This window comes from Sphingobium sp. MP9-4 (assembly GCF_005281675.1).
In the GTDB taxonomy this organism is placed as follows: Bacteria; Pseudomonadota; Alphaproteobacteria; order Sphingomonadales; family Sphingomonadaceae; genus Sphingobium; species Sphingobium yanoikuyae.
Map to the genome: position 1 here is coordinate 1 of NZ_LUFI01000064.1, position 22,486 is coordinate 22,486.

A 22,486-nucleotide genomic window follows, 5' to 3' on the forward strand; every position below is an offset into this window, starting at 1 on the left:
CTCCTGCTCCTTCAAGATCGCGATGATCTGCTCTTCGCTGAACCTGCTGCGCTTCATCTTCGTCCGACTCCTTTACGTCGGACTCTACTCAAAATCGGTCACATTTCAGGGGAACACGTCAGGTTGCCCCAAAGACTGGCGGCGCGTCCCCACCCGCTATGACCGGTGCCCCCACGTCTTCCGATCCATCGTTTGCGCGCACTGCCACAGTCTTGTTCAGGTCATGGGCCTGTCCCTGATGAAATGATATCGGCCTGAACCCACCTCGATCGTCACGCCTTCGGGTGTCGTGGCATGGACGGGGATATCGGGATGCTCCTCGACTGCCCGGCTGCCTTCGCGCCAGACTCTGGCCGGAAGGCTGATCCGCGCCGTGCAATTGGCAGGCACGCTCAGCGTCAGGTGCGACAGGTCGCCGACATCGCCATTCCATCTTTCCCAGACGGTGGTGGCGCCGACACTGGGCATATAGCCCCAGGAGGGATAGCGGGTCTGCAGCAGCAGGCCGATCACCTCGTCCCGTACGCCCGCATCGGCGAGCACGTCGAGCAGATAGGGCGTACCGAGGAAGCCGGTGGACAGCGTCATGCCGCGCGCGCGAATATCCTGGGCCAGAATTTGTGCCGCCTGCACCTGCTGGTCCGCCGGCACCAGCCCCATATGCAGCGCCAGCACCTGGCTGCACTGGCTGCCATTGCCGGCCTTGCCTGCACCGTCCAGCAGCTCGGCCGCAAGGGCCGTGCCGCTCGCCGCGCGCAGCGCTTTATAGTGGGCGGCGTCGGCGGCGCGGCCAGTCGCCTGGGCCATCTCGGCCATCCATTGCTCCATCGCGGCCCAATTCTCGTCGATCACGGCGGTACCGCCATAATGGCGCCACAGCCCATGGGGCAGGATGATGCCGGCCTCGCTCCAGCCGGCGGTCACGACATCGGGGAAGGAGAGCGGCTGCGGCACGACGATCGGATAGGCGTCATCGGGGTGCTGCGCAGCGCGTGCCTCCAGCAGGAAGCGGCGGATGAAGGGATCGACCTCCATGTTGAAGGCGGCGGTATCCAGAAAACCTGGATGTCGCTCATCCATCCCATGCGCTCGTCGCGCTGCGGACAGTCGGTCGGCACGGCGAAGAAATTGGAGCGCTGGCTCCGCAGGGCATTGTCCGAGATCTGCTAGAGCGGGGGGAGGCCAGCTGTATCTCGCCGGTTTCACGGCAATTGCTAGGGACGACGACGGCCGCGATATCGTCGAGCGTCGGCCTGCCGGAATAGCCCTCCACCTCGACATAGCGGAAGCCATGATAGGTGAAGCGGGGTTCGAAATGCTCGCCGGCGGGATCGCCGCGCAGGATCACATGGTCGGTGCATGCGGTGCGGCGCAGATTGGACTGGTCGGCGGTGCCATCGGGGTTCAGCAATTCGGCAAAGCGCAGGCTGATCTGCTGGCCCAGGCATTGTCCGGGGCGATGTGGCTCAATGGCCGCGCTCGTCCGGCGCAGTATCAAGGGCGTGGGCGGCCATGTCGAAACAAGCCTGCTGGAGGCGATGGTCGATTTCCAGTTCGAGGTGCTGACTACCCATCTCAACGATGGCGGCCGTCCGCCGCAGCGGGCGCGGGTCCGCAATGCCCATGCCTATCTCGGCGCGCGCCATGGCGTCTATCGCACTGCCGGTGCCTCGGCAGCGCCCCATGTCGACGAACATGGCGCCCGGATACGCGCCGAATTTGGCTAGGCCCTTTCGCCGCGCACCTTGACGGTGCCGAATATCCCCATCTTGCACTTGCCGGTTACGCTGTCGCCATCGAACATCAGGGCATATTTGAGGGTGATCGCCATCGGCTTTGTCACCTTCATCTCCCATGCCACCTGATTGCCGGCGATCGTGCCGGCAAATTCCTGCGATCCCTGATCCGCCTCCAGCCGCCCCGTCACCCGGTCGCCCGTAACCTCGAAATGCGCCACCATCGGCTGCGGCCCCATCGGCGTCGCCAGCACCAGCTTCCATGCGCCGCCGATGCCCACCGGGGCGGCCGGCACGACAGGCGGGGGAGAGGGGGCTGCCGGGGCAGGGACATCGACCTCCGGCGCCAGATGATCGGGATGGAAGCGACTGACCGGACGTTCGGGCCAGGGCTGCCCTTCGATCACGGTCATCAGCTTGTCCGGCGTCAGCGGCAGGTCCACCGGTACCTCGCCAAACGGCGCCAGCGCATCGGCGATCGCATTGACCAGGGTCGGCGGGCCGATGATGCAGCCGCCCTCGCCAACGCCGCGAAAGCCGCCTTCGGCCTGTGACGGCGTATCGGCATGGACATATTCGAAATCGGGCACGTCAAAGATCGTCGGCAGCGCATAATCCTTGAAGGTCGCCGCCGTCGGATTGCCCTGCGCATCGCGGGCGGCCTCCTCCAGCAGCACGCTGCCGATCGCCTGGGCCAGGCCGCCGGCAATCTGCCCCTCTACCACCGCCGGATTGATCATCACCCCGCAATCCTCGCTGCTGACCCAGCGCCGGATGCTGACGAAGCCGGTGTCGGCATCGACCTCGACGATGCAGGCATGGGCCGCGCTGGTGAAGGTCATGGGCGGCGGATCATAGCGATATTGCGCTTCCAGCCCCGTCTCCATGCCCGGCGGCAATCGCCCCGGTTCGCCATAGGCGATCTCGGCAATCTCGCGCAGCGTCCGCCGCATCTCCGGCGCACCGGCGACATGGACCACCCCGTCGGCCAGGCTGATCGCCTCCGGACTGGCGTTGAGCAGATGGGCGGCCACCACCTTCACCTTGTCGGCGAGCAGGCGCCCGGCCCGGATCGCCGCGCCGCCGCCTATCACCCCCTGCCGGCTGCCGCCCGCGCCGGGGCCAAAGCCGCCGCGCGAACTGTCGCCGTCGAAGATGGTGACGTCCTCGATTGGCACGCCCAACTGATCGGCAATGCACTGCGCCATCGTCGTCTGGGTGCCATGGCCCTGCGAATGGACGCTCATCACGGCGACCACCCGTCCGGTCGGTTCGATCCGCAACTGCGCCAGTTCGCCGGTCATCACTGCGATGCTGCCGGCCGCGCCGGTCGGCTCGATATAGGCGGCTAGGCCCAGGCCCAGATAGCGCCCCTGCGCCCGCGCCGCCGCCTGCTCCGCGCGGAAGGCGGGCACGTCCACCACCTCCAGCAGCTTTTCCAGGCATTGCGCCGGCGTGATATCCTCGCGCGGGATGCCGAGCGGCGTGACCGACGGCTGGTCGGCGGCGGTGCAGAGGTTGCGACGGCGTAGCTCCACCGGATCGATGCCGATCTGCCGCGCCGCTCGGTCGAGCAAGGTCTCGCGCGCCAGCGTCTCGATCGCCCAGGGGCCGCGATAGGCGGCCAGCCCCGGCGTGTTGCTGTACCAGCCGCGCGACACGAAGCTGTAGGCGGGGATATTATAGGCCGCCCACAGGAACATATGGACCGCGATATTGGCGTCCGCCCCCATCGGATAGGCGCCGTTGTTGAGCGCATAATCGGCATGGCTGGCGATCAGCCGCCCGTCCGTGTCGAAGGCGGCGCGCAGCGTCATTTCCTGCTCGCGCGCCTGGTTGGCGGCGGTCAGATTCTCGATCCGGTCCTCGATCCACTTGACCGGCCGGCGCAGCAGCATGGCGGCAAGGATGGCGGACACCTCCTCCATCCAGGGATGATTCTTGAGGCCGAAGGAGCCGCCGACATCCTTGGCCACCACCCGCACGCTCAGCCCCGGCCGGTCGAGCGCCAAGGTCAGCCAGCGCGCCACCAGCTGCGGACCGGCGCAGGTGATATGGACCAGCAATTCGCTCTCGCCCTGCAGGCTCGCCACCACGCCGCGCGTTTCCATCGGCGACTGGGCGATGCGCTGATGGCGGATCGACTGGCTGACCAGATGCGGCGCGCCCGCCAGCCGGGCTTCCAGCGTGGCATCGGCTTCCTCCTCGCCCATCAGCGCGGCGACATTGTCGTCGGTGTCGGGATGCACCCTGGGGCCAAGGCGCGCATCGTCCAGCGTGACGACCGCCGCTTCCTCGGCATAATCGACCACCACCAGGCTGGCGGCATCCTCGGCCAGATAGCGGTCGTCGGCGATCACCAGCGCGACCGGATGACCGACATAGGCGACCCGTCCGTCCGCCAGCGGCGTCATCGCCACCTCCACCGGGCCAAGGAAGAAACTCAGCATGGTGACGCCGAACGGCGCCAGATCCGCCTGGGTCAGCACCGCATGGACGCCGGGCTGGGCACGCGCGACGTCGGTATCGATCGACCGGATCGTGCCGCGCGCAATCGGGCTGCGGACGAAGGCGGCGTGCAGCATGCCGGGCAGGATGATATCGTCGACGAAGCTGCCGCGCCCGGTCAGCAGCCGGCCATCCTCCTTGCGCGGCACGCGCTGGCCGATGAAGCGCTGCGCGGAAATCGGCGGCGCGTTCATGGCGCACCATCCTCCGCCGCCAGTTGCCGGATCGCGCGGCGTATCCCCTGATAGCCGGTGCAGCGGCACAGATGGCCGGACATGGCCTCGGTCATCGCCTCTTCGTCGGGGCGAGAGTCATCCGCACGGAGCGCGGCCAGGGTCATGACGATGCCGGGCGTGCAGAAACCGCATTGCAGGCCATGGCAGTCCTTGAGCGCCTGCTGCACCGGATGGAGCGTGCCGTCGGCCGCCGCCAGCCCCTCGACCGTGGTCAGGCTGCATCCATCGGCCTGCACCGCCAGCATCAGGCAGGACCGCACCGCGCGCCCGTCTACGATCACCGTGCAGGCGCCGCACACCCCCTGTTCGCAGCCGACATGCACGCCGGTATAGCCTGCCGCCTCGCGCAGCCAGTCGCTCAGCATCAGCCGCCCGTCCACCAGCCCGCGATGCTGCTGGCCGTTTACCATCATCGAAATGCGATGCTCGCTCATGCCGCGAGCCTCCGGTCGAGCGCCTGCGCCAGACTGCTGGCAAAGATGCGCCGGCCGACGCTGCGTCGATAGGCGGCGCTGGCATGGCCGTCGTCAAACGGCGCGCTGTCGGCGATCGCCAGATCGGCAATGGCCTGCGCATCGATCCGGTCGATCGCCTGGCCGACCAGCGCCTGCTCCGCCTGCCGCGCGCGCATCGGTGTCGGCCCCATGCCGAACCAGGCGATGCCGGCCCGTTCGATCCGGCCTTCCGCGATCGCCAGCGCGCCGACCAGCCCGACCAGCGCGAAATCGCCGGGCCGCCGTGCCACTTCGCGGAACAGCGGCACCGCATCCGCCGGCCAGGCCGGATAATCGATCGCCACCAGCATCTCGTCCGGCGCGATCGCGGTCGCATAGGGACCAAGATAGAGGGCGTCGGCGGCCATGGTCCGCGCGCCGCGCACCGATCGCAGGGTCATGGAGGCCCCCAGCGCCACCGCCGTCGCCGGCATCTCGGCCGCCGGTTCACCAGCGCGATCGATCCGCCGATCGTCCCGCGATTGCGGGTCTGGTGATGGCCGACATGGGCCAGCGCCGTGACGAAGACCGGCAAGGCCTGCGCCAGCAGGGGATGGACCAGCGCATCGGCCTGCCGGGTCGCCGCGCCGATCCGCAGGCCGCCGGCGTGGGCGGCGATGCCCTGCAATTCGGGCAGATGGCCGATGTCGATCAGGATGAAGGGCTGGCTCATGCGCAGCGCCAGCAACGGCATCAGCGTCTGGCCGCCCGCCAGCAATTGTGCGCCGCCGCCGGCCTCGGCAAGCAGCGCGCAGCCATGGTCGATGCTGGTGGCGCGGACATAGTCGAACGGCGCGGGCTTCATCGCCGCCCCCTGCGCCCGGCCTCGAACCCGGCCAGCGCCGTCACCGCCAGCAACAGGCCGATCGCTACCATGCCGGTGCCCGCCACGCCGCTGCGCTCCAGCAGCACCCCGGTCGCCAGCGCCAGCAAAAGCGCGATGATCCAGCCCCAGGGATGGCCGCCCGCCGATGGAGCGGCCAGCACCGGCGCCGTCACCGCCGCGACCGGACCATCCTCCGCCGGCGCGCCTGCGCCGCTGACCACTGCGTTGAAGTTGCGAAAAAATTGTCCCGCAAGCTGCTTCGCCGTCGCGTCGATGATCGGCCCGCCCAGTTGCGCCAGCCGGCCGCCGACCTCGGCCTCCACCGCATAGGACAGGCGCGTGGCCCGGCCATCGTCGGCCAGCGTCACCTTCGCGCCACCTCTTGCATGCCCCACCGTGCCGCCCTGGCCCTCACCGCTGATGCGATAACCATTGGGGGCGTCGATCTCCGACAGGGTGACGGTGCCGGCAAAGCGCGCGCCGATCGGCCCGATCTTCACCGCGATCTCGGCCCGCAACCGGTCCTCGCCGTCACGCTCCAGCGACTGGCAGCCGGGAATGCACTGGCGCAGCACCGCCGGATCATTGAGCGCCTGCCATACCGCGTCGCGCGGTGCGGCGATCCGCTCCTCGCCGGTCATCCGCATCAGAAGCGCGCCGCCGTCGGCGTATCGGTATCGGGCTTGCGCGTGCCCAGCGCCTCGCGCGCGGTGGCGCGCAGATAGGACCAGATATTGTGGATCTGCGCCTTGCCCAGCGGGAAGCGCGGCATGCCCCGTTCGGCCAGCGCGCCTTCCTGCACCACCTGGTAGAAATTCTCCTCCGACAGCGACAGGGCGGATTCGCGCAGGTCCGGTCCCGGCGCGCCGGCCCCCTTGAACGCCATGCCGTGGCAGGCGCCGCAGATGAAGCCCATTTCCTTGCCCGCGGCCACCGCCTTTTCGTCCAGCACGATGCCGGGATCGTCGAGCGCATGGACCGCCATGTCGCGCGGGGGCGATGGCGCCAGCCGCGCCTTGCCGCCGATCGCGAAGCTCAGCAGCCGGCGGGGCTGGGCGCCATATTTCCAGCCGACATTCAATATCTCGCTGGCCGCCGCCGTGGTGCCCCCCCAGCCGACCAGCAGCGACACATATTGGGTGTCTCCGATGGCATAGCTCATCGGCGCGCCGATAATCCCCAGACCCGCATCGAAGCGCCACATTTCCTTGCCGCTCGCCGCGTCATGCGCGCGGACATAGCCGTCGGCCGTGCCCTGGAACACCAGCCCGCCCGCCGTCGCCAGCGTCCCGCCATTCCACAGATGGGGCCGCGTCATGCGCCAGCGCGCCTTCTGCGCCACCGGATCCCAGGCGAGCAGTGCCCCGGTCAGGTCGTCCTTGTCGCGCTTTTGCGTGATGAAGCTGGCGCTGGCCCCGGTGATGCTGGCCAGGAACCCCTTGTCCGCCTTCGCGTAGCGGGCGCTGGCCTGCATATAGGGGATATAGGCCAGACCCGTCTGCGGGCTGTAGCTCATCGCCTGCCAGTTATGGCTGCCCAATGTACTGGGATAGATGTCGACCGGCCCCTCCTGATAATGGACGTTGGCGGTCTCCACCGGGCGTCCCGTGGTCATGTCGATATGGCTGGCCCAGCTCACCTTGCCGACCTTCTCGGCGGAGATCAGCTTGCCGATCTCGCGGTCCAGCACATAGAAGAAGCCGTTGGTCGGCTGCTGCATCAGCACTTTGCGCGGCCGGCCGTCGATCGTCACGGTCGCGGCGATCATGTTGGCAGTCGCCTTGTAATCCCAGCTTTCGCGGGGGTTCTGCTGATAATGCCAGAGATATTTACCGCTATCGGCGTCCAGCGCGACGATCGAGGCGACGAACAGATTGTCGCCGCCGCCCGGACTGCGCTTTTCCGGGTCATAAGGGCCGGCATTGCCGACGCCCAGATAGATGCGATTGAGCTCCGGGTCGAAGGTCATGCCGTTCCACACTGTGCCGCCGGTGCCGGTCTTCCAATAGGAACCGTTCCAGCTCCTGGCCGCCATTTCCATCACCGGGTCGCCGGCATTCTGCTCCGGGCTGCCCGGCACCGTCCAGAAGCGCCAGACCTGTGCCCCCGTCTTCTGGTCATAGGCGGTGACGAAGCCGCGCTGGCCGATGTCGGCGCCGCCATTGCCGATGATGACCTTGCCGTTGAAGGTGCGCGGCGCGCCGGTCAGGCTGTGCATGGTGCCGGGTGGCAGGGTGTTGACGCTCCAGGCGACCGCGCCGGTTTTCGCATCCAGCGCGATCAGCCGGCCGTCCAGCACGCCGATGAAGATGCGGCCGTTGTCGTAAGCGACGCCGCGATTGACGCCCATGCCCATCGCCTGCCGGGTCGGACTGACCTTCCAGATTTCCGGATCATATTTCCAGATCAGCCTGCCGCTCGCCCCGTCGACGGCATAGACCGCGCCATAGCTGCCGCTGAAATAGAGGATGCCGTTCACCGCCAGCGGGGTCGCTTCCAGCGATACCTCGCCCTCCAGGTCGAGCGACCAGGCCAGGCCCAGCTTGCGGATATTGGCGGTGTTGATCGCGCTCAGCTGGCTATAGCCGCTCTCGTCGGCGCTGCCGCCGACGCCCGGCCAGTCGGCCCCCGTGCCGGTCTGCACCGCCTGCTGCGCCACCAGTCCCGCGGCCGACGCCGCCAGCGCCAGTCCCGCCACCGTCCGCACCAGAAACAGCCCGCGCGTCCCCAGCATCCGCTCTCTCCCGTCCTGCCCGCTTGCCGCGAAGCCCGTTTGACTGAACAGGTGTTTAGTTTTTGTCGCTCAGCCGGTCAAGCAGGCGCAGGCCATCGCCCGCGGGCATCGCCCCGGTGCTGTCATCATCGCTGTCAATTTTGCCCTGTCGGGATCAGTCCGCGCCGGGGGCGAAGCGGGCGCGGGTCGATTGCGCCGCCTTGCGCGCTTCCTCGACCGCGGCCTCCTCGGTCGCGAACAGCAGATGGTCGATCACCGCCGCCAGATGGCCGCGCATCGCCGCCCGCGCGGCTGCCGGATCGCGCGCCCGGATCGCCTGGGCGATGACGCGATGCTCCTCGACCACCGGCGTCACCTTGGCGGCACGGGCCTTGGCCAGCAGCAGCCGCGATTCCGGTGCGCTCGCCCGCATTTCCCACAGCCGCGCGACACTGTCGACCAGCGCTGCGTTGCGCGTCGCCTGCGCGATCAGCATGTGAAATTGCTGGTCGACGGCATAGGCATCGCCATCGCGCAGATTCTCGCTGGCGATTTGTTCGACCAGCCGGTCCAGTTCGTCCAGCTCGTCCGGTCGGGCATGCAGTGCCGCCAGCGCCGCGGCCTCGCCCTCGATCGCCAGTCGCGCCTCCATCAGTTCGAAGGCGGTGATGCTGAACCGCGGCGCCTCGGCCGCCTGGCGATCGGCGCCGGGTATCCGCACCACATAGGCACCCGATCCGACCCGCACCTCGACCAGTCCCTGCACCTCCAGCGCGATGATCGCCTCGCGCACGGTCGGCCGGCTGACATCATGCTCGATCGCCAGTTCGCGCTCGGGCGGCAGCCGGTCGCCCACGGCATAGCGGCCACCCGCCAGGTCCGCGAGCAACCGCCGGGCCAGTTGCTGATAAAGGCGGCTGCCATCGCCGACGTCCGGCAGGGTCTGGGAAGAACTGGTCATGTCAGCCCCTCTCATGCGCTACTCTGTCCGGCTTTTGAAGCCCCTCAGCCGGGTTCAACTGGGTAAGGCGATCATCGATATCTGCCGGCCATAATCGCTTTCCTGCGCATGGCAGGACCGGCGATAGCTGAAGAAGCGATCGGCCTGGCTATAGGTGTCCTCGTCCAGCAGGCTGATCCGCCCGATCCCCGCCGCCTGCAGCCGCGACGCGACATAGGCGGCGATGTCGAACTGGCAGTGGCCGGCCCGCCCGGCGCTGAAGAATCGCGCATTGTCCGCGTCGTCCCGCTCGAACCGCTCGGCAAAGTCCAAAGTCACCTCGTAGGAAGCGCGCCCGATGCAGGGGCCGATGGCGCAGGCAATGCCCGCGCGCGTCGCGCCCAGCATCTCCATCGCCGCGATCGTCCGGTCGGTGACGCCGCTGATCGCGCCCTTCCAGCCGGCATGGGCCGCGCCGATCACGCCGGCTTCCCTGTCGGCAAACAGCACCGGCACGCAGTCGGCGGTCAATATGCCCAGGATCAGCCCCGGCGTGCGGGTGACCATCGCATCCGCCTCGGGCCGTTCATCCTCGGCGATCGGCGCGGTCACGGTCACGACATCGGGCGAATGGACCTGCCGCACCGTCACCAGCGTGGCGCCGGGCAGCAGCGCGTCACGCGCCAGATCGCGGTTGCGCAGGATCGCCAGCCGGTCATCCTCCGACCCCAGCCCGACATTCAAACCGGCGCACACCCCGGTCGATACGCCCCCCTGTCGTCCGGCAAAGCCATGCGGGACATCGCCCAGCGCGGGCGCCCGCAGCAACTCGATCATAAAATTTCCTTCGCGCGTTCAGTGAAGAAGCATGTCTCAGAAGCGCAACATACTTGCGCATGGCGGATTAGGCGATAGTCTCCCGTCCCACAGAAAAGGGGGGGCGGCTAACGCGTCGCCCGGGCAGAAGACTCCAATAAAGGGTTTCATTGATGATTTTCGGGCGCGTTAAGCCTCTCGACGCCATATTGGCGACGGCAGAGAAAAAATCACTGCATCGCTCACTGGGCGCATTCCAACTCACCATGCTGGGCATCGGCGCCGTCATCGGCACCGGCATTTTCGTGCTGACGGCCGAAGCCGCGCAAAAGGCGGGGCCGGGCATGATGCTCTCCTTCGTCATTGCCGGCTTCGTCTGCGCGGTCGCCGCGCTCTGCTACGCCGAAATGGCCGCCATGGTCCCGGTCTCGGGTTCGGCCTATACCTACAGCTATGCGGTGATGGGCGAACTCATCGCCTGGATGGTCGGCTGGGCGCTGATCCTCGAATATGCGGTCGCCGCCGGCGCCGTGTCGGTGGGCTGGTCCGGCTATGTGGTCGGCCTGATCGAACATACCTTCCATCTCGACATACCCGATCTGCTGACGCGCGGGCCGTTCGATGGCGGCATGGTCAACCTGCCGGCGATGCTGATCGCGTCGCTCGTCACCTGGCTGCTGGTCATCGGCACCAAGGAAAGCGCCACCGTCAACGCGGTGCTGGTCGCGATCAAGGTGTCGGCGCTGACCCTGTTCATCGTCCTGTCGGTGCCGGTCATGAACATGAAGGGCTTCACCCCGTTCATGCCGCTCGGCTTCTCGGGCGTGTCGGCCGCCGCCGCCTCGATCTTCTTCGCCTATGTCGGCTTCGACGCGGTTTCGACCGCAGCGGAGGAAACCAAGAATCCGCAGCGCAACATGCCGATCGGCCTCATTGGCTCGCTCGCCATCTGCACCATCTTCTACATGCTGGTGGCCGCCGGCGTGATCGGCACCGTCGGTGCGCAGCCGGTCTATGGCCCGGCCGGCGAAGTGCTGGCTCCCGGCTCGACCGCTTTGTCGCAGCAGTGCGCCGCGCTGGCCGCTGCCGGCACCGAAGCCGTCACCTGCTCGAAGGAAGCGCTGGCCTGGACCCTGCGTGAAATCGGCTGGCCCCAGATCGGCAACCTGCTCGGCCTCGCCGCCGGCCTGGCCCTGCCTTCGGTCATCCTGATGATGATGTTCGGCCAGACCCGCATCTTCTTCGTCATGAGCCGCGACGGCCTGCTGCCGGAACTCTTCTCGAAGGTGCATCCGACCTACAAGACGCCGCACGTCATCACCATCCTGACCGGCATCTTCGTGGCGCTGTTCGCCGCCTTCTTCCCGGTCGGCATTCTGGCGGACATCTCCAACTCGGGCACGCTCTTCGCCTTCGCCGCCGTGTCGATCGCGGTGATGCGCTTGCGCAAGACCGATGCGGACCGCAAGCGTCCGTTCCGCACCCCGGCCATCTACATCACCGCGCCGATCGCCATCGCCGGCTGCGCCTATCTCTTCTGGAGCCTGGGCGTTGAAACCAAGCTGATGTTCGTCGGCTGGGCGACGCTCGGCCTGATCGTCTATTTCGCCTATAGCCGCAGCCGCAGCCATGTCGGCCGGGGCGTGGTCGATGTGGCAGAGGCTGGCGCGGGCATCCCGCCTCAGCCGGTGCCGCCGCTGCCGGGCGCGCACACGCCGGGCGGCCAGGACGCCTGATCGGCCTGACGATCGATGGAAGGAAGGGGCGGGAAACCGCCCCTTTTTTCTTGGGTGCCGCTGCCGGCCCGACCCCTGCGACCTTTTGTCTTGGTGACAGGGGGCAGGGGCCGGGCTAGGCCGTCCTCATGGGGAGCCTGCGCGCCTATCTTCAGCAGCATCGGGGGCAAGCGCTGGCGCTTGTCCTGCTGGCGCTGTGCATGAAGGCCTTGCTGCCCGGCGGCTTCATGCTGGCGCAGCAGCAGCGCACCCTGGTCATCCAGTTCTGCCATGATGCTGCGATCGGCAGTACTGCCTCGCAACTGATCGTCCCGTTGCAGGCCGATCCCGATCATCAGCCGGCCGATGCCGCCAAGCGCACATGTCCCTATGGCGCGCTCTCGATGGTTTCGCTCGGCGGCGCCGATCCGCTGATCCTGGTGCTGGCGCTCGCCTTCGTGCTGCTGCTCGGCTTCGCGCCGGTGCGGCCGCCTGCGCTTGTGCGCATCGGCCATCTGCGTCCCCCTTTGCGCGGACCACCCGCCTGATCCGACCATGGCCGTGCCGCCGCGCGGCCTTTCTTTCAGATCAAGCGCCCCTGCCGGGAAGGCAGGCGCGCGCAAACAGGGTTTCCGATGAAGACATCTCTCGTCGCAATCGCCGCATCGCTGGCATTGCTCCCCACCCATGTCGCCGCGCAGGACAGCCTGCCGGCCGATACCCCCATCGCCGATGACGCGGCCCCGCCGCTCCAGACCCGCTTCGACGCGGCTGCGCTCGATATCGGCAGCGCGCCGCTCAACGGCGCCCGGCTCGGCAGCGGCACATTGCGCCGTCGCGCCCTGTCGAGCAGCGATACCGCAGCCATCCTTGCCAGTCTGCCCGGCGTCGCGGCCAATGGCGGCGGCGGCTTTTCCTCCATGCCGGCGCTGCGCGGCCTGACCGAACAGCGGATTCGCATCACGCTTGACGGCATCCCGGTCGACATTGCCTGTCCCAACGACATGAATACGCCGCTTTCCTATACCGATCCGCAGACGGTCGGCAGCATCGCGGTGGTGCCGGGCGTCTCGCCGGTCAGCATGGGCGGTGACAATATCGCCGGTATCATTGCCGTCGAAAGCGCGATGCCGCGCTTCGCCGTCGATGGCGGCACATTGGTCACGGGCGAGGCCTCCAGCTTCTATCGCAGCAATGGCGACGCCTTTGGCGGCGGCGTCACGCTGACGGTCGCGGGCAAGCGGATCAGCGCCACCTATAGCGGCTCCTACACCCAGTCCGACAATTATGACGGCGGCGGCGACCGGGGCGTGGTGCGTTCGACCGAATATGCCAAAACCGACCATCAACTGGCGCTCGCCGCCCAGACCCGCCTTGGCCTGTTCGAACTGAAGGGCGGCTATCATTTCTCGCCCTATGAGGGCTTCCCGAACCAATATATGGACATGACCTCGAACAAGTCCTGGTTCCTCAACGGCCGCTATCGCGGCACCTTCGCCTGGGGCGATGTCGATGCCAGCGTCGGCTATCGCGACACCGCCCATCGGATGGACTTCCTCGCCGACAAGCAGCCCGGCTCCATGCCGATGAACACGCAAATTCACAGCTTCACCTCGGCGATGAAGCTGAGCCTGCCGGTCGGCCCGCACGACACGCTGCGCGTCGGCGGCGATTATCAGCATCAGGGCATGGACGACTGGTGGCCGCCGGTCGCCGGATCGATGATGATGGGCCCCAATCCCTATATCAACATCAACAATGGCCGGCGCGACCGGCTCGGCCTGTTCGGCGAATGGGAATCGCACTGGACCGATCGGCTCTCCACCTCGATCGGCGCGCGCTTCGATCGAGTGCGGATGAACACCGGCGACGTCCAGCCCTATGGCACCGGCATGATGAACATGGCCGACGCCATGGCGGCCGAAGCCTTCAACGCACGCAGCCATCGCCGCACCGACAACAACTGGAGCGCGACCGCGCTGGCCAGCTGGCAGGCGTCCGACCTGCTCGCCTTTGAAATCGGCTATGCGCACAAGAGCCGCGCGCCCAATCTCTACGAACGCTATGCCTGGGGCCGGGGTGCGATGGCCAGCCAGATGATCGGCTGGTATGGCGACGGCAATGGCTATGTCGGCAATCTCGACCTCAAGTCGGAACAGGCCGACACCGTCAGCGCCGCGCTGCGTCTGACCGCGAAGGGCGGGGCGACGCTGAAGATCTCGCCCTATTATACCCGCGTGAACGACTATATCGACGCGGTCCATCTCCAGGATCTGACCGACATGATGGGCATGCCCAGCGGCTTCGTGCAGCTGCAATTCGCCAATCAGGATGCCCAATTTTACGGCGTCGATGTCAGCGCTAGCGTGCCGCTCCAGCGCAGCGCCCATGTCGAAACCAGCTTCACCGCCAACGCTGCTTACGTCCATGGCCGCAATCTGTCGGATGGCGGCCCGCTCTATCGCCAGATGCCGCTCGATCTGAAGATGGGCCTCGCCCATCGCATCGACGCGCTGGAACTGGGCGCCGATGTCGAATTTGTCGCCGACAAGAATCGCGTCGACGCCACCCGCAACGAACCGCGCACGCGCGGCTATGCGCTGGTCGACTTGCGCGCCGGCTATACGCTGCCGCTCTGGGCCAAGGGAGTGAAGCTGACGGTCGAGGCGAAGAATCTCTTCGACGCCGGCTATGACCTGCCGCTCGGCGGCATGTCGCTGGGCGATTATGGCGCGACCGGCGTGCTGCGCCCGGTGCCGGGCATGGGCCGCTCGATCAATCTGGGCCTCAGCACGCGCTTCTGAGGAACCGGCCGGGCGCATCCCATCGGTGCGCCCGGCCTCCCAATCAGGATACACTCCGTGGGCGGCCGGGTGGGGCTGTGGGCCGGTGCGGACTTTCCAACCAGAAAGTCAGTGCATCGCCTCATAATCCTCGCGCAGCGCGTTGAGGTGCGGCCGGGTGAACAGCTTGCCGCGCTCCGCCCAGAAGACGATCAGCAATGATCCCGATCCGAACACCAGCAGCCCCAGCGTGAACGGGAGGGTGGTCCCGTCGAAGGCGCGGCCGACCAAGCTGCCCAGCGCGCTAGACACCGCGGTCGTCAGGAACGCCTGGAAGGAGGAGGCGACGCCCGCTCCCTTGGAGAAGGGCTCCATCGAGATCGCGCTGAAATTGGACGCGGTGAACGCCACCGTCATCATCGTCATCGCCTGCAGGACCATGAAGGTGACGATCGTTTCCTGCCCGGCCAGGATCACCGCCAGATGCACCGCCGCGATCAGGATGAAGGCGATCAGCGCGCTCTGGCTCAGCCGCCGCGCACCGAAGCGCGAGACCAGCCGGCTGTTGACCAGGCTGCCGATGCCCATGCTGCCGGCGATCGTCGCAAAGGCGAGCGGGAAGATCTTCTGCGCATGGAACACGTCGAAGAAGATCTGCTGCACCGACAGGATGAAGCCGATGAGGCCGCTCATCACCGCGCCGCTCGCCAGCATGTAACCGACCGAGCTGCGCGTGCGGAAGATCGTGCCGACCGTCTGGAGGATGGTGCGCGGGTTGATGCGGATGCGATTGTCGGGATGCAGCGTCTCGGGCAGGCGGATCGCCATCCAGCCTAGGATCGCGGTCGCCAGGATCGCCAGCACCCAGAAGATCCAGCGCCACGGCGCAATCCACAAAATCGCCTGGCCAAAGCTCGGTGCCATCACCGGGATCAGCATGAACACCGCGAAGATCAGCGACATGACCCGCGCCATCGCGTCGCCCTTGAACCGGTCGCGGATGATGCCGACGGTGATGACGCGGCTCGCCCCGGCAAAGAAGCCGGCGCTGGTGCGCGCGATCAGCAACATGGTGAAGCTGTGCGCCCCGGCACAGGCGATCGAGGACAGGATGAACAGGATCATCGCCCCGCCCAGCACCTTCTTGCGCCCGAACTGGTCCGACAGCACGCCGAACAGCAGCGATCCCACGCCCAGCCCCATGAAGTAGAAGCTGATGATCAACTGCCGGTCATTGGGATTGGCGATATGCAGGTCGCGGCCGATATCGGGCAGGGCCGGCAGCATCGGGTCGATCGACAGCGCATTCATCGCCATCAGGCACGCACACAGCAGCACGAACTCGCGGAAATGAATATCCTTTGCGGCAGGCTGCGCGCCCATGGGGGAATTTTCGGCCATCACTGGCCTATGCGGACAATCGCCCGGCGGCGCCAGCCCCAACGCGCTTATTTCCGCCCCTCATCGCCCACCTGTCATCGCCCGCCGGGCATTAACCCTGCTGCATCCAGCAGCTTCGGGCAAACTGCGCAAATATGCCGATTTTGCCGTTAACCATTTTTTACGGCCTGCCGGGCATTCTGCCCCCACTCGCAAACCAAAGGTTGGAACATTGGGTTAGGGATACAGGGGAAGATCATGGCAAATAGTCTCAAAAGTGCGCAGTTCTTGATGGATAGTCGTCTGGCCGGTGCGGCCCACGGCTCGGCAGAGGCCTGTTTCGAACTGGGCGTCGCCTATAGCTGCGGCACCGGGGGCATGCCGATCGACCTGGTCGAGGCCCATAAATGGTTCAACCTTGCGGCCCGTGGCGGCAGCGAAGCCGGCCAGAGCATGCGCGCCGAAATCGCCGAGGAAATGACCGCGCGCGAGATTGCCGAGGCCCAGCGCCAGGCCCGTGCCTGGATCGTCGCGACCGAAGTCCGCGCCGCCTGATCAGCCTTCCTTGCGGAAGGGCGTTCTTTCATTGAGCAACAAACGGTCGCGCTGCACTTCCTCCCGTTCGGCGTCGAGGAAGCCCGCCACCGCCCGGCGAAAGCTCGCATTGGGAATATGATGCGCCGAATAGGTGGGCTGCGGCGCATAGCCGCGCGCCAGCTTGTGGCCGCCTTGCGCGCCCGCCTCGACCCGGTCGAGCCCACGCGCGATCGCCGCATCGATCGCCTGATAATAGCATAGCTCGAAATGCAGGTTGGGCACGTCCTCGCGGCATCCCCAATAGCGGCCATAGAGCGTGTCTTCGCCGATCAGGTTTAGCGCCCCTGCAATGGCCTGGCCCTCGCGCAGCGCCAGCATCAGCAATATCCTGTCCGCCATCGTCTCGCCCAGGATCGAGAAGAAGGACCGGGTCAGATAGGGCCTGCCCCATTTGCGCGCGCCGGTATCCTGATAGAAATCCCAGAATATGTCCCAATGCGCTTCGGTGAGGTCGCGTCCGGTCAGGTGGACGACCTCCAGTCCCTCGACCGCGCGCCGCCTTTCCTTGCGGATATTCTTGCGCTTCTCGCTCGAAAGTTCGGCCAGGAAATCCTCGAACCCGGCATAGCCCTTGTTATGCCAATGGAACTGGCTGTCCTCACGAATCAGCCAGCCCGCCGCCTCGAACAGCGCGATCTGGTCGGGATCGACGAAGGTCGCATGCGCCGATGACAGGTCGTTGCGCTCGACCAAAGTCTCGATTCCCGCGATCAGCGCCGGCCCCAGCGTCGAATCGCGCAGCAGCAATCGGGGGCCGGGCACGGGGGAGAAGGGCGCGGCGATCTGTATTTTCGGATAATATTGGCCGCCCGCCCGCTCCCAGGCATCGGCCCAGCCATGGTCGAACACATATTCGCCCTGGCTGTGGGTCTTGGCATAGAGCGGCGCGGCCGCCGCGATCGTCCCGTCCGGCCCGTCGATGACGATCGGCAAGGGTTGCCATCCGGTGCCCGGCCCGACGCTTCCAGACCGTTCCAGTGCGGTCAGGAAATCCCAGCTGACGAACGGATTGGCGCTGCCGGCACAGGCATCCCATTGCGCCCTGGGCAGGTCGGCGACGCCACCGGCGATGCGCGCGACAAATTCGCTCATGCCATCTCCTCGAAGATGATCTGGTCGACATGGGCCGCAGCGATCGCCCGCTGCGCCGCGCTGCGCACCGTCCAGCTCAACACCGGCAGCCCCCGGCGACGGGCGGCATCGGCGAAGCGGAAGGGCAAGTCACGGATATCACAGGCCAGAAAATCGGGATTGGCCAGCCAAAGTGCAAGGGTGCGGTCGAAAAGCGCGCGCAGCCGCCCCTTGTTCTGGCTGCTGCTCACCAGTCCGCGCACCATGTCCGGCCGATGTTGCGCAAACCAGCGCATCGCCAGCGGGTTGAACGACATCACCGCCACCGGCTGATCGCGGCCGTCGAGCGTCCTTGCCACCGCGGCGCAGATTGGCGCGACATCGCGCCCCTCGACCTTTATCTCGATCAGCAGCGGCGTCGTGATACAGGCGTCGAGCAGTGCGGCGAGGCGCGGGATTGCGCCGCCATCGGGCAGGCGCAGCGCGTCCAGTTCTGCCGCATCGCGATCCGCCACGGCGCCCGCTTGCCCGGTCATCCGCATCAGGCTGGCGTCATGAAAGACGAAGGGCAGGCCGTCGCGGCTCAGCCGGACATCGCATTCGATGCCCAGCCCCCTGGCGATGGCGGCATCGAACGCCGCCATGCCATTTTCGCTGATGCCCGCCCGATGCAGCCCACGATGGGCGAAAGGGCGGGCGGTCAGCCAGTCAGGCCGCTTATGCAGCGGGGCGAACCTGCACGATCGCGTCGATCTCGACGGCTGCGCCCAGCGGCAGCACCGGCACGCCGACGGCGCTGCGGGCATGCTTGCCGGCTTCGCCGAACACCGCGACCATCAGTTCCGACGCGCCATTGGCAACCTTGGGCTGGTCGGTGAAGCCGGGCGCGCTGGCGATGAAGGCGCCCAGCTTGACGATCCGCTCGACCCGGTCGAGGTCGCCGCCCAGCGCCGCCTTCATCTGGGCGATGAGGTTCAGGCCACAGGCGCGCGCGGCTTCGACGCCATAATCGAGGTCGCGGTCCTCGCCCAGGCGGCCGGTCATCAGCTGTCCGTCCTTCAGTGCGATCTGGCCGGAAATATGCAGCAGGCCGTTGACTTCGACCGCCGGCACATAGGCGGCGACCGGCGCGGCGGCGGCGGGCAGGGTGATGCCGAGTTCGGCAAGGCGGGCGTCGATGCTCATGCAATGGCTCCATTCAGGGGCGTTGAAATAGCGGGTGCCGGCCCTTCGGCCAGGCGGGCGATGATCCATTTTTCGGCGCTGGCCCAATCGTCGATCCGGGCATGGGCCTTGTCCGCGACCGGGATGTCGCCGGCGATCTCGGGCTCGCCGACCATGTGCAGCCGCCATACACCGGGCGCATGACGCGCGACCGACGCATGATGCTCGCCCAGATCGTCGATGAACAGGGCGCAACTCGGCTGGCGCTCGGCCAGGATATTGGCCAGCTTGCGCCCCTTGCCGCCATGGTTCCAGTGGACCGGCAGGTGCAGGCCATGGCTCGCCAGCTGCTCGATGCGCAGCTGGTGGTGGCGCTCGCCGATATTGGTCAGCACTTCGATATCGGCGATCTGTGCCAGCCGGTGCAGCGCCTCGACCGCGCCGCTGATCGGGGTCTGGCGCGCCATTTCGGTATCGAAAAAGGCGATCAGCAATTCCCACACCAGTTCGCGTTCCAGCGGGATGCCGCTGTCCTTGTGGCGCAGCGCCTCGGCAAAACCCTGTTCGCGCATGTCGAAATGCACATCATGCGTCTCGTCCAGCCAGTGGCGGAACGGCACGACCATGTGCAGCAATACCTCGTCGCAGTCGGTGATGATCAGCGGACGGCTCATCGGCTCAGATTCTCCTTCGCGGCGATCAGGGCCGCCGGGCTGCTGTCGATCGCCTCGGCACAGGCAACCAGATCGGGTTCATGGTCGGCCAGAAAGGCCAGCACCGCGCCCAAAATCGCGCGATTGCCGACCCCGGCGCGCAGTGCATCGGCATCCAGTCCGGTCAGCGCCAGCAGCCGATCGGCCCGGCGACCATCGCTCAGCGTCCATCCCATTGCCATTAATGCCAAAATTTCGGCATCGGCGGCGCTATCCGGCTTGCCATTCTGGGTCTCGGGTCGCATGATTGGCTCTCGCGGAATGGGCGGCTATAGGCGCGCACCAAGGGGCTTCTCTGGAACGCGGGTGACTCGTGGCAAAGCGCGTGCTCGTTGTCGAGGACAACGAACTCAATCTGAAACTTTTTTGCGACCTGCTGCGCGCGCACGGGCATGACGTGCTGCCGCTGCGCGATGGCCGCGACGTGCTGGCGCAGGCGCGTGAATTTGCGCCGGACCTGGTCATCACCGACATCCATCTGCCCCATGTCAGCGGCTATGACCTGATCGTCTCGCTCAAGGGCGATGACAGCCTGTCGGCGGTGCCGATCATGGCGGTCACCGCCTATGCCGGGAAGGGCGACGAGGATCGTATCCGCACGGCCGGCGCCGACGCCTATGTGTCCAAGCCGATCTCGGTGCTGCGATTCGTCGAACAGGTGAACGCACTGCTGTAACCCACCGGCAACAGCGTCACTGATGCGTCATCATTCGGTCGCCGCACTGACATCATAGCGCAGTTTGCGCGTCATCCTCCTCTGTCACGTCATGCGCGCCAAGGGCGCGGCGGTCATGCCGACGCTCGGATGCACAGGGGTATTTTATCATGTCTCATCTGACCGACGAGGCGCGCGCGGCCACGCGTGCGGCCCAGCCGACCATCGATATGGGCGACCAGAGCCTGGAGGCGATCGTCGCCGCCAATCCGGCCCGCCGCACCATCCTCAAGAACGGCCTGCTCGGCCTCTCCATCCTGCCCATGCTCGGCGCGCTGGCCGCATGCGATGACGATGATGAAGAGACCCCGACGCCCACGCCCACGCCGACTCCGACCCCCACGCCGACCCCGACGCCCAGCTATGGCATCAGCTTCACGCCGGTCGCCGCCAGCATGGCCGACACCGTGACCGTGCCGTCGGGCTACACCGTCGACGTCCTGCTCAAGGCGGGCGACTCGGTCGAAACCGGCACCCCCTATTCGGGCAGCTATCCGACCCCGGCCGACGCCGAAAAATGGGCCGGCGGCAATCATGACGGCATGGAATATTTCGAACTGTCGGGGACCGACGCCAATAGCGGCGGCCTGCTGGCGATGAACTTCGAATATCCCGACTTCAACATCCTGATGGCCGGCAGCTATGACGCGGCCACCGCGACGGCCGATCAGAAGGCGCTCGCCCTGTCGGCGGTCGGCATCGGCGTGGTAGAGATCGCCAAGGCGTCGGACGGCAAATGGTCGGTCAAGGCCGGCTCGAAATATAACAAGCGCTACACCGGCAACAGCAGCTACAAGGCCAGCGGCCCCGCGTCGGGCCTGCTGTCGGGCACGATCAAGGGCATGCTCAACAATTGCTCGTCGGGCCGGACCCCCTGGGGCACCTATCTCACCTGCGAGGAATCGACCGACAATTATCTCGATCCGACGCAGCCGGAGGAAAATTACGGCTGGGTGGTCGAAATCGACCCCTATCTGGAACTGGCCGTGCCGACCAAGCGCACCGCGCTGGGCCGTTTCGACCATGAAAATGTCGCCTATATGGCCGACAGCAACAACCGCGTGGCCTTCTATATGGGCCATGACGGCACGCCGGGCTGCATCTACAAGTTCGTCTGCGATCGCGCCTATTCGACCGGCAATCGCGCCGCCAACACCGACATGCTCGACCATGGCACCCTCTATGTCGCCCGCTTCAACGGCGACGGCACGGGCGAATGGCGTGCGCTGGTCCAGGGTGAAAATGGCCTGGTCGTCGGCGCGTCCGATCCGGGCAATGTCAGCCAGTTCACCACGGCGCCTGCCCCGACCACGGTCGATTTCGCCAACCAGGCGCAGGTGCTGGTCAACACCATCTCGGCTGCCCGTGTTGCCGGCGGTACCGTCATGGATCGCCCCGAATGGATCACGGTTGCGCCCGACAACAGCGCGATCTTCGTGACGCTGACCAACAACAGCAGCCGCAAGTCGACCGACGCCGCCAATCCGCGCACGACCAACCGCCACGGCCATATCATCAAGTTCAAGGAGGACGGCAATTCGCCGCTGTCCACCAAGTTCAGCTGGGAAATCTTCCTGCTGGCGGGTGATCCCTCGCTGGCCAGCTTCGGCGCCGCCACTGACGATCTGGAAGGCAATATCAACGGCGACACCTTCTCCAGCCCGGATGGCATCCGCATCGATCCCAAGGGCCGCCTGTGGGTCCAGACCGACCATTCGGTGCCGGGTTCGTCGGGTGATTCCAGCCGCACGATCGAACAGGTCTTCGGCCAGAATGCGATGTTCTACATCGACCAGTCGACCAAGAAGTCGATGCGCTTCCTGGTCGGTCCGGCCGGGTGCGAGATCACCGGTATCGCCTACACGCCGGATCTGGTGAACTTCTTCATCAACATCCAGCATCCGACCGGCAACTGGCCGGTTTCGGGCCAGCAGCCGCGCTCCTCGACCATCGTCGTACGCCGCACCGACGCCAAGCCGGTCGGCAACTGACGATATCGGGCTCCCGATCTTCGGATCGGGGGCCTATCCGGCTCGAATGCCAACAGGAAAAGGCCCGCTCCCAACAGGGACGGGCCTT

The 22,486-nt window shown here is 66.5% G+C and carries 23 protein-coding genes and 1 pseudogene; 8 read left to right on the forward strand and 16 right to left on the reverse strand.

Features of this window, described 5'->3' with window-relative positions; all coding sequences use genetic code 11:
• Positions 1 to 247: hypothetical protein (locus A0U87_RS26490; protein WP_206366618.1), on the forward strand; the 247-nt coding region annotated here is incomplete at its 5' end.
• On the opposite strand, the gene A0U87_RS19925 is transcribed toward A0U87_RS26490, so the two are convergent.
• Together A0U87_RS19925 and A0U87_RS26495 are read right to left on the reverse strand one after the other, a co-directional pair.
• Complete coding sequence (locus A0U87_RS19925; RefSeq protein ID WP_170978436.1) at positions 217 to 1,080, reverse strand: hypothetical protein; 864 nt, start codon at positions 1,078 to 1,080, stop codon at positions 217 to 219. The genes A0U87_RS26490 and A0U87_RS19925 overlap by 31 nt on opposite strands.
• Positions 1,073 to 1,498 carry a family 78 glycoside hydrolase catalytic domain gene (locus A0U87_RS26495; protein ID WP_164488901.1) on the reverse strand — a complete coding sequence of 142 codons (426 nt, stop codon included), beginning with the start codon at positions 1,496 to 1,498 and terminating at the stop codon, positions 1,073 to 1,075. The genes A0U87_RS19925 and A0U87_RS26495 overlap by 8 nt, the downstream gene beginning before the upstream one ends.
• Here A0U87_RS26495 and A0U87_RS26500 point away from each other — a divergent pair.
• Positions 1,470 to 1,727, forward strand: a complete 258-nt coding sequence (locus A0U87_RS26500; protein ID WP_122928403.1) for a CoA transferase — start codon at positions 1,470 to 1,472, stop codon at positions 1,725 to 1,727. The genes A0U87_RS26495 and A0U87_RS26500 overlap by 29 nt on opposite strands.
• Here the strand turns inward: A0U87_RS26500 and A0U87_RS19940 are convergent.
• The 8 genes and pseudogenes from A0U87_RS19940 to pgeF all read right to left on the reverse strand — a co-directional run bounded on the left by A0U87_RS19940 (position 1,724) and on the right by pgeF (position 10,290).
• The gene (locus A0U87_RS19940) at positions 1,724 to 4,438 is read right to left on the reverse strand and encodes a xanthine dehydrogenase family protein molybdopterin-binding subunit (protein ID WP_137405919.1); all 2,715 of its coding nucleotides are present in this window, start codon (positions 4,436 to 4,438) and stop codon (positions 1,724 to 1,726) included. The genes A0U87_RS26500 and A0U87_RS19940 overlap by 4 nt on opposite strands.
• Positions 4,435 to 4,914: a (2Fe-2S)-binding protein gene (locus A0U87_RS19945; RefSeq protein ID WP_017501957.1), complete on the reverse strand. Its 480-nt coding sequence runs from the start codon at positions 4,912 to 4,914 to the stop codon at positions 4,435 to 4,437. Before A0U87_RS19945 ends, A0U87_RS19940 begins: the two co-directional genes overlap by 4 nt.
• Positions 4,911 to 5,342 carry a hypothetical protein gene (locus A0U87_RS26835; RefSeq protein WP_346763664.1) on the reverse strand — a complete coding sequence of 144 codons (432 nt, stop codon included), beginning with the start codon at positions 5,340 to 5,342 and terminating at the stop codon, positions 4,911 to 4,913. Before A0U87_RS26835 ends, A0U87_RS19945 begins: the two co-directional genes overlap by 4 nt.
• A pseudogene (locus tag A0U87_RS26840) lies at positions 5,316 to 5,779 on the reverse strand (FAD binding domain-containing protein); the annotation flags it as partial. The pseudogene A0U87_RS26840 and the gene A0U87_RS26835, both read right to left, overlap by 27 nt.
• Positions 5,776 to 6,447, reverse strand: a complete 672-nt coding sequence (locus A0U87_RS19955) for a carbon monoxide dehydrogenase subunit G (protein WP_122928400.1) — start codon at positions 6,445 to 6,447, stop codon at positions 5,776 to 5,778. The pseudogene A0U87_RS26840 and the gene A0U87_RS19955, both read right to left, overlap by 4 nt.
• The gene (locus A0U87_RS19960) at positions 6,447 to 8,534 is read right to left on the reverse strand and encodes a PQQ-dependent dehydrogenase, methanol/ethanol family (RefSeq protein WP_137405920.1); all 2,088 of its coding nucleotides are present in this window, start codon (positions 8,532 to 8,534) and stop codon (positions 6,447 to 6,449) included. Before A0U87_RS19960 ends, A0U87_RS19955 begins: the two co-directional genes overlap by 1 nt.
• A gap of 154 nt (positions 8,535 to 8,688) precedes the next feature.
• A complete protein-coding gene (locus A0U87_RS19965) occupies positions 8,689 to 9,474 on the reverse strand; it encodes an FCD domain-containing protein (RefSeq protein WP_048938538.1) in 786 nt (261 codons plus the stop codon).
• A gap of 54 nt (positions 9,475 to 9,528) precedes the next feature.
• On the reverse strand, positions 9,529 to 10,290 hold the full coding sequence (pgeF, locus tag A0U87_RS19970) for a peptidoglycan editing factor PgeF (protein ID WP_122928398.1): 762 nt from the start codon (positions 10,288 to 10,290) through the stop codon (positions 9,529 to 9,531).
• A gap of 152 nt (positions 10,291 to 10,442) precedes the next feature.
• Between pgeF and A0U87_RS19975 the strand changes: the two genes are divergently transcribed.
• The 3 genes from A0U87_RS19975 (at position 10,443) to A0U87_RS19985 (ending at position 14,788) form a co-directional block, all read left to right on the forward strand.
• Positions 10,443 to 12,005, forward strand: coding sequence for an amino acid permease (locus A0U87_RS19975; RefSeq protein ID WP_010338621.1), 1,563 nt, complete (start codon positions 10,443 to 10,445; stop codon positions 12,003 to 12,005).
• 128 nt (positions 12,006 to 12,133) lie between these two features.
• The gene (locus A0U87_RS19980) at positions 12,134 to 12,532 is read left to right on the forward strand and encodes a DUF2946 family protein (protein WP_048938540.1); all 399 of its coding nucleotides are present in this window, start codon (positions 12,134 to 12,136) and stop codon (positions 12,530 to 12,532) included.
• 87 nt (positions 12,533 to 12,619) lie between these two features.
• The gene (locus A0U87_RS19985) at positions 12,620 to 14,788 is read left to right on the forward strand and encodes a TonB-dependent receptor (protein WP_048938541.1); all 2,169 of its coding nucleotides are present in this window, start codon (positions 12,620 to 12,622) and stop codon (positions 14,786 to 14,788) included.
• 108 nt (positions 14,789 to 14,896) lie between these two features.
• Here A0U87_RS19985 and A0U87_RS19990 read toward each other — a convergent pair whose 3' ends face one another.
• Complete coding sequence (locus tag A0U87_RS19990) at positions 14,897 to 16,168, reverse strand: multidrug effflux MFS transporter (protein WP_137405921.1); 1,272 nt, start codon at positions 16,166 to 16,168, stop codon at positions 14,897 to 14,899.
• Between the two features lie 237 nt (positions 16,169 to 16,405).
• Here A0U87_RS19990 and A0U87_RS19995 point away from each other — a divergent pair, with 237 nt between their 5' ends.
• On the forward strand, positions 16,406 to 16,702 hold the full coding sequence (locus tag A0U87_RS19995; protein WP_004208961.1) for an SEL1-like repeat protein: 297 nt from the start codon (positions 16,406 to 16,408) through the stop codon (positions 16,700 to 16,702).
• Here the strand turns inward: A0U87_RS19995 and A0U87_RS20000 are convergent, their stop codons facing one another.
• Genes A0U87_RS20000 through A0U87_RS20020 form a run of 5 tightly spaced genes read right to left on the reverse strand, consistent with a single transcriptional unit; the run spans position 16,703 to position 19,937 of the window.
• Entirely contained in the window at positions 16,703 to 17,836 is a 1,134-nt protein-coding gene (locus A0U87_RS20000) for a GNAT family N-acetyltransferase (RefSeq protein ID WP_048938543.1), read from the reverse strand.
• Positions 17,833 to 18,489 carry a glycerophosphodiester phosphodiesterase family protein gene (locus A0U87_RS20005; RefSeq protein WP_276309034.1) on the reverse strand — a complete coding sequence of 219 codons (657 nt, stop codon included), beginning with the start codon at positions 18,487 to 18,489 and terminating at the stop codon, positions 17,833 to 17,835. The genes A0U87_RS20000 and A0U87_RS20005 overlap by 4 nt, the downstream gene beginning before the upstream one ends.
• 43 nt (positions 18,490 to 18,532) lie before the next feature.
• Positions 18,533 to 19,000: a RidA family protein gene (locus tag A0U87_RS20010; RefSeq protein ID WP_007715324.1), complete on the reverse strand. Its 468-nt coding sequence runs from the start codon at positions 18,998 to 19,000 to the stop codon at positions 18,533 to 18,535.
• Positions 18,997 to 19,653, reverse strand: a complete 657-nt coding sequence (locus A0U87_RS20015) for a hypothetical protein (protein ID WP_048938545.1) — start codon at positions 19,651 to 19,653, stop codon at positions 18,997 to 18,999. Before A0U87_RS20015 ends, A0U87_RS20010 begins: the two co-directional genes overlap by 4 nt.
• Complete coding sequence (locus tag A0U87_RS20020; protein ID WP_037509952.1) at positions 19,650 to 19,937, reverse strand: DUF3572 domain-containing protein; 288 nt, start codon at positions 19,935 to 19,937, stop codon at positions 19,650 to 19,652. The genes A0U87_RS20015 and A0U87_RS20020 overlap by 4 nt, the downstream gene beginning before the upstream one ends.
• 68 nt (positions 19,938 to 20,005) lie before the next feature.
• On the opposite strand from A0U87_RS20020, the gene A0U87_RS20025 reads away from it, so the two are divergent.
• Together A0U87_RS20025 and A0U87_RS20030 are read left to right on the forward strand one after the other, a co-directional pair.
• Entirely contained in the window at positions 20,006 to 20,368 is a 363-nt protein-coding gene (locus tag A0U87_RS20025; protein ID WP_170978437.1) for a response regulator, read from the forward strand.
• A gap of 149 nt (positions 20,369 to 20,517) precedes the next feature.
• On the forward strand, positions 20,518 to 22,398 hold the full coding sequence (locus tag A0U87_RS20030) for a PhoX family phosphatase (RefSeq protein WP_048938546.1): 1,881 nt from the start codon (positions 20,518 to 20,520) through the stop codon (positions 22,396 to 22,398).
• Positions 22,399 to 22,486 lie beyond the last annotated feature (88 nt).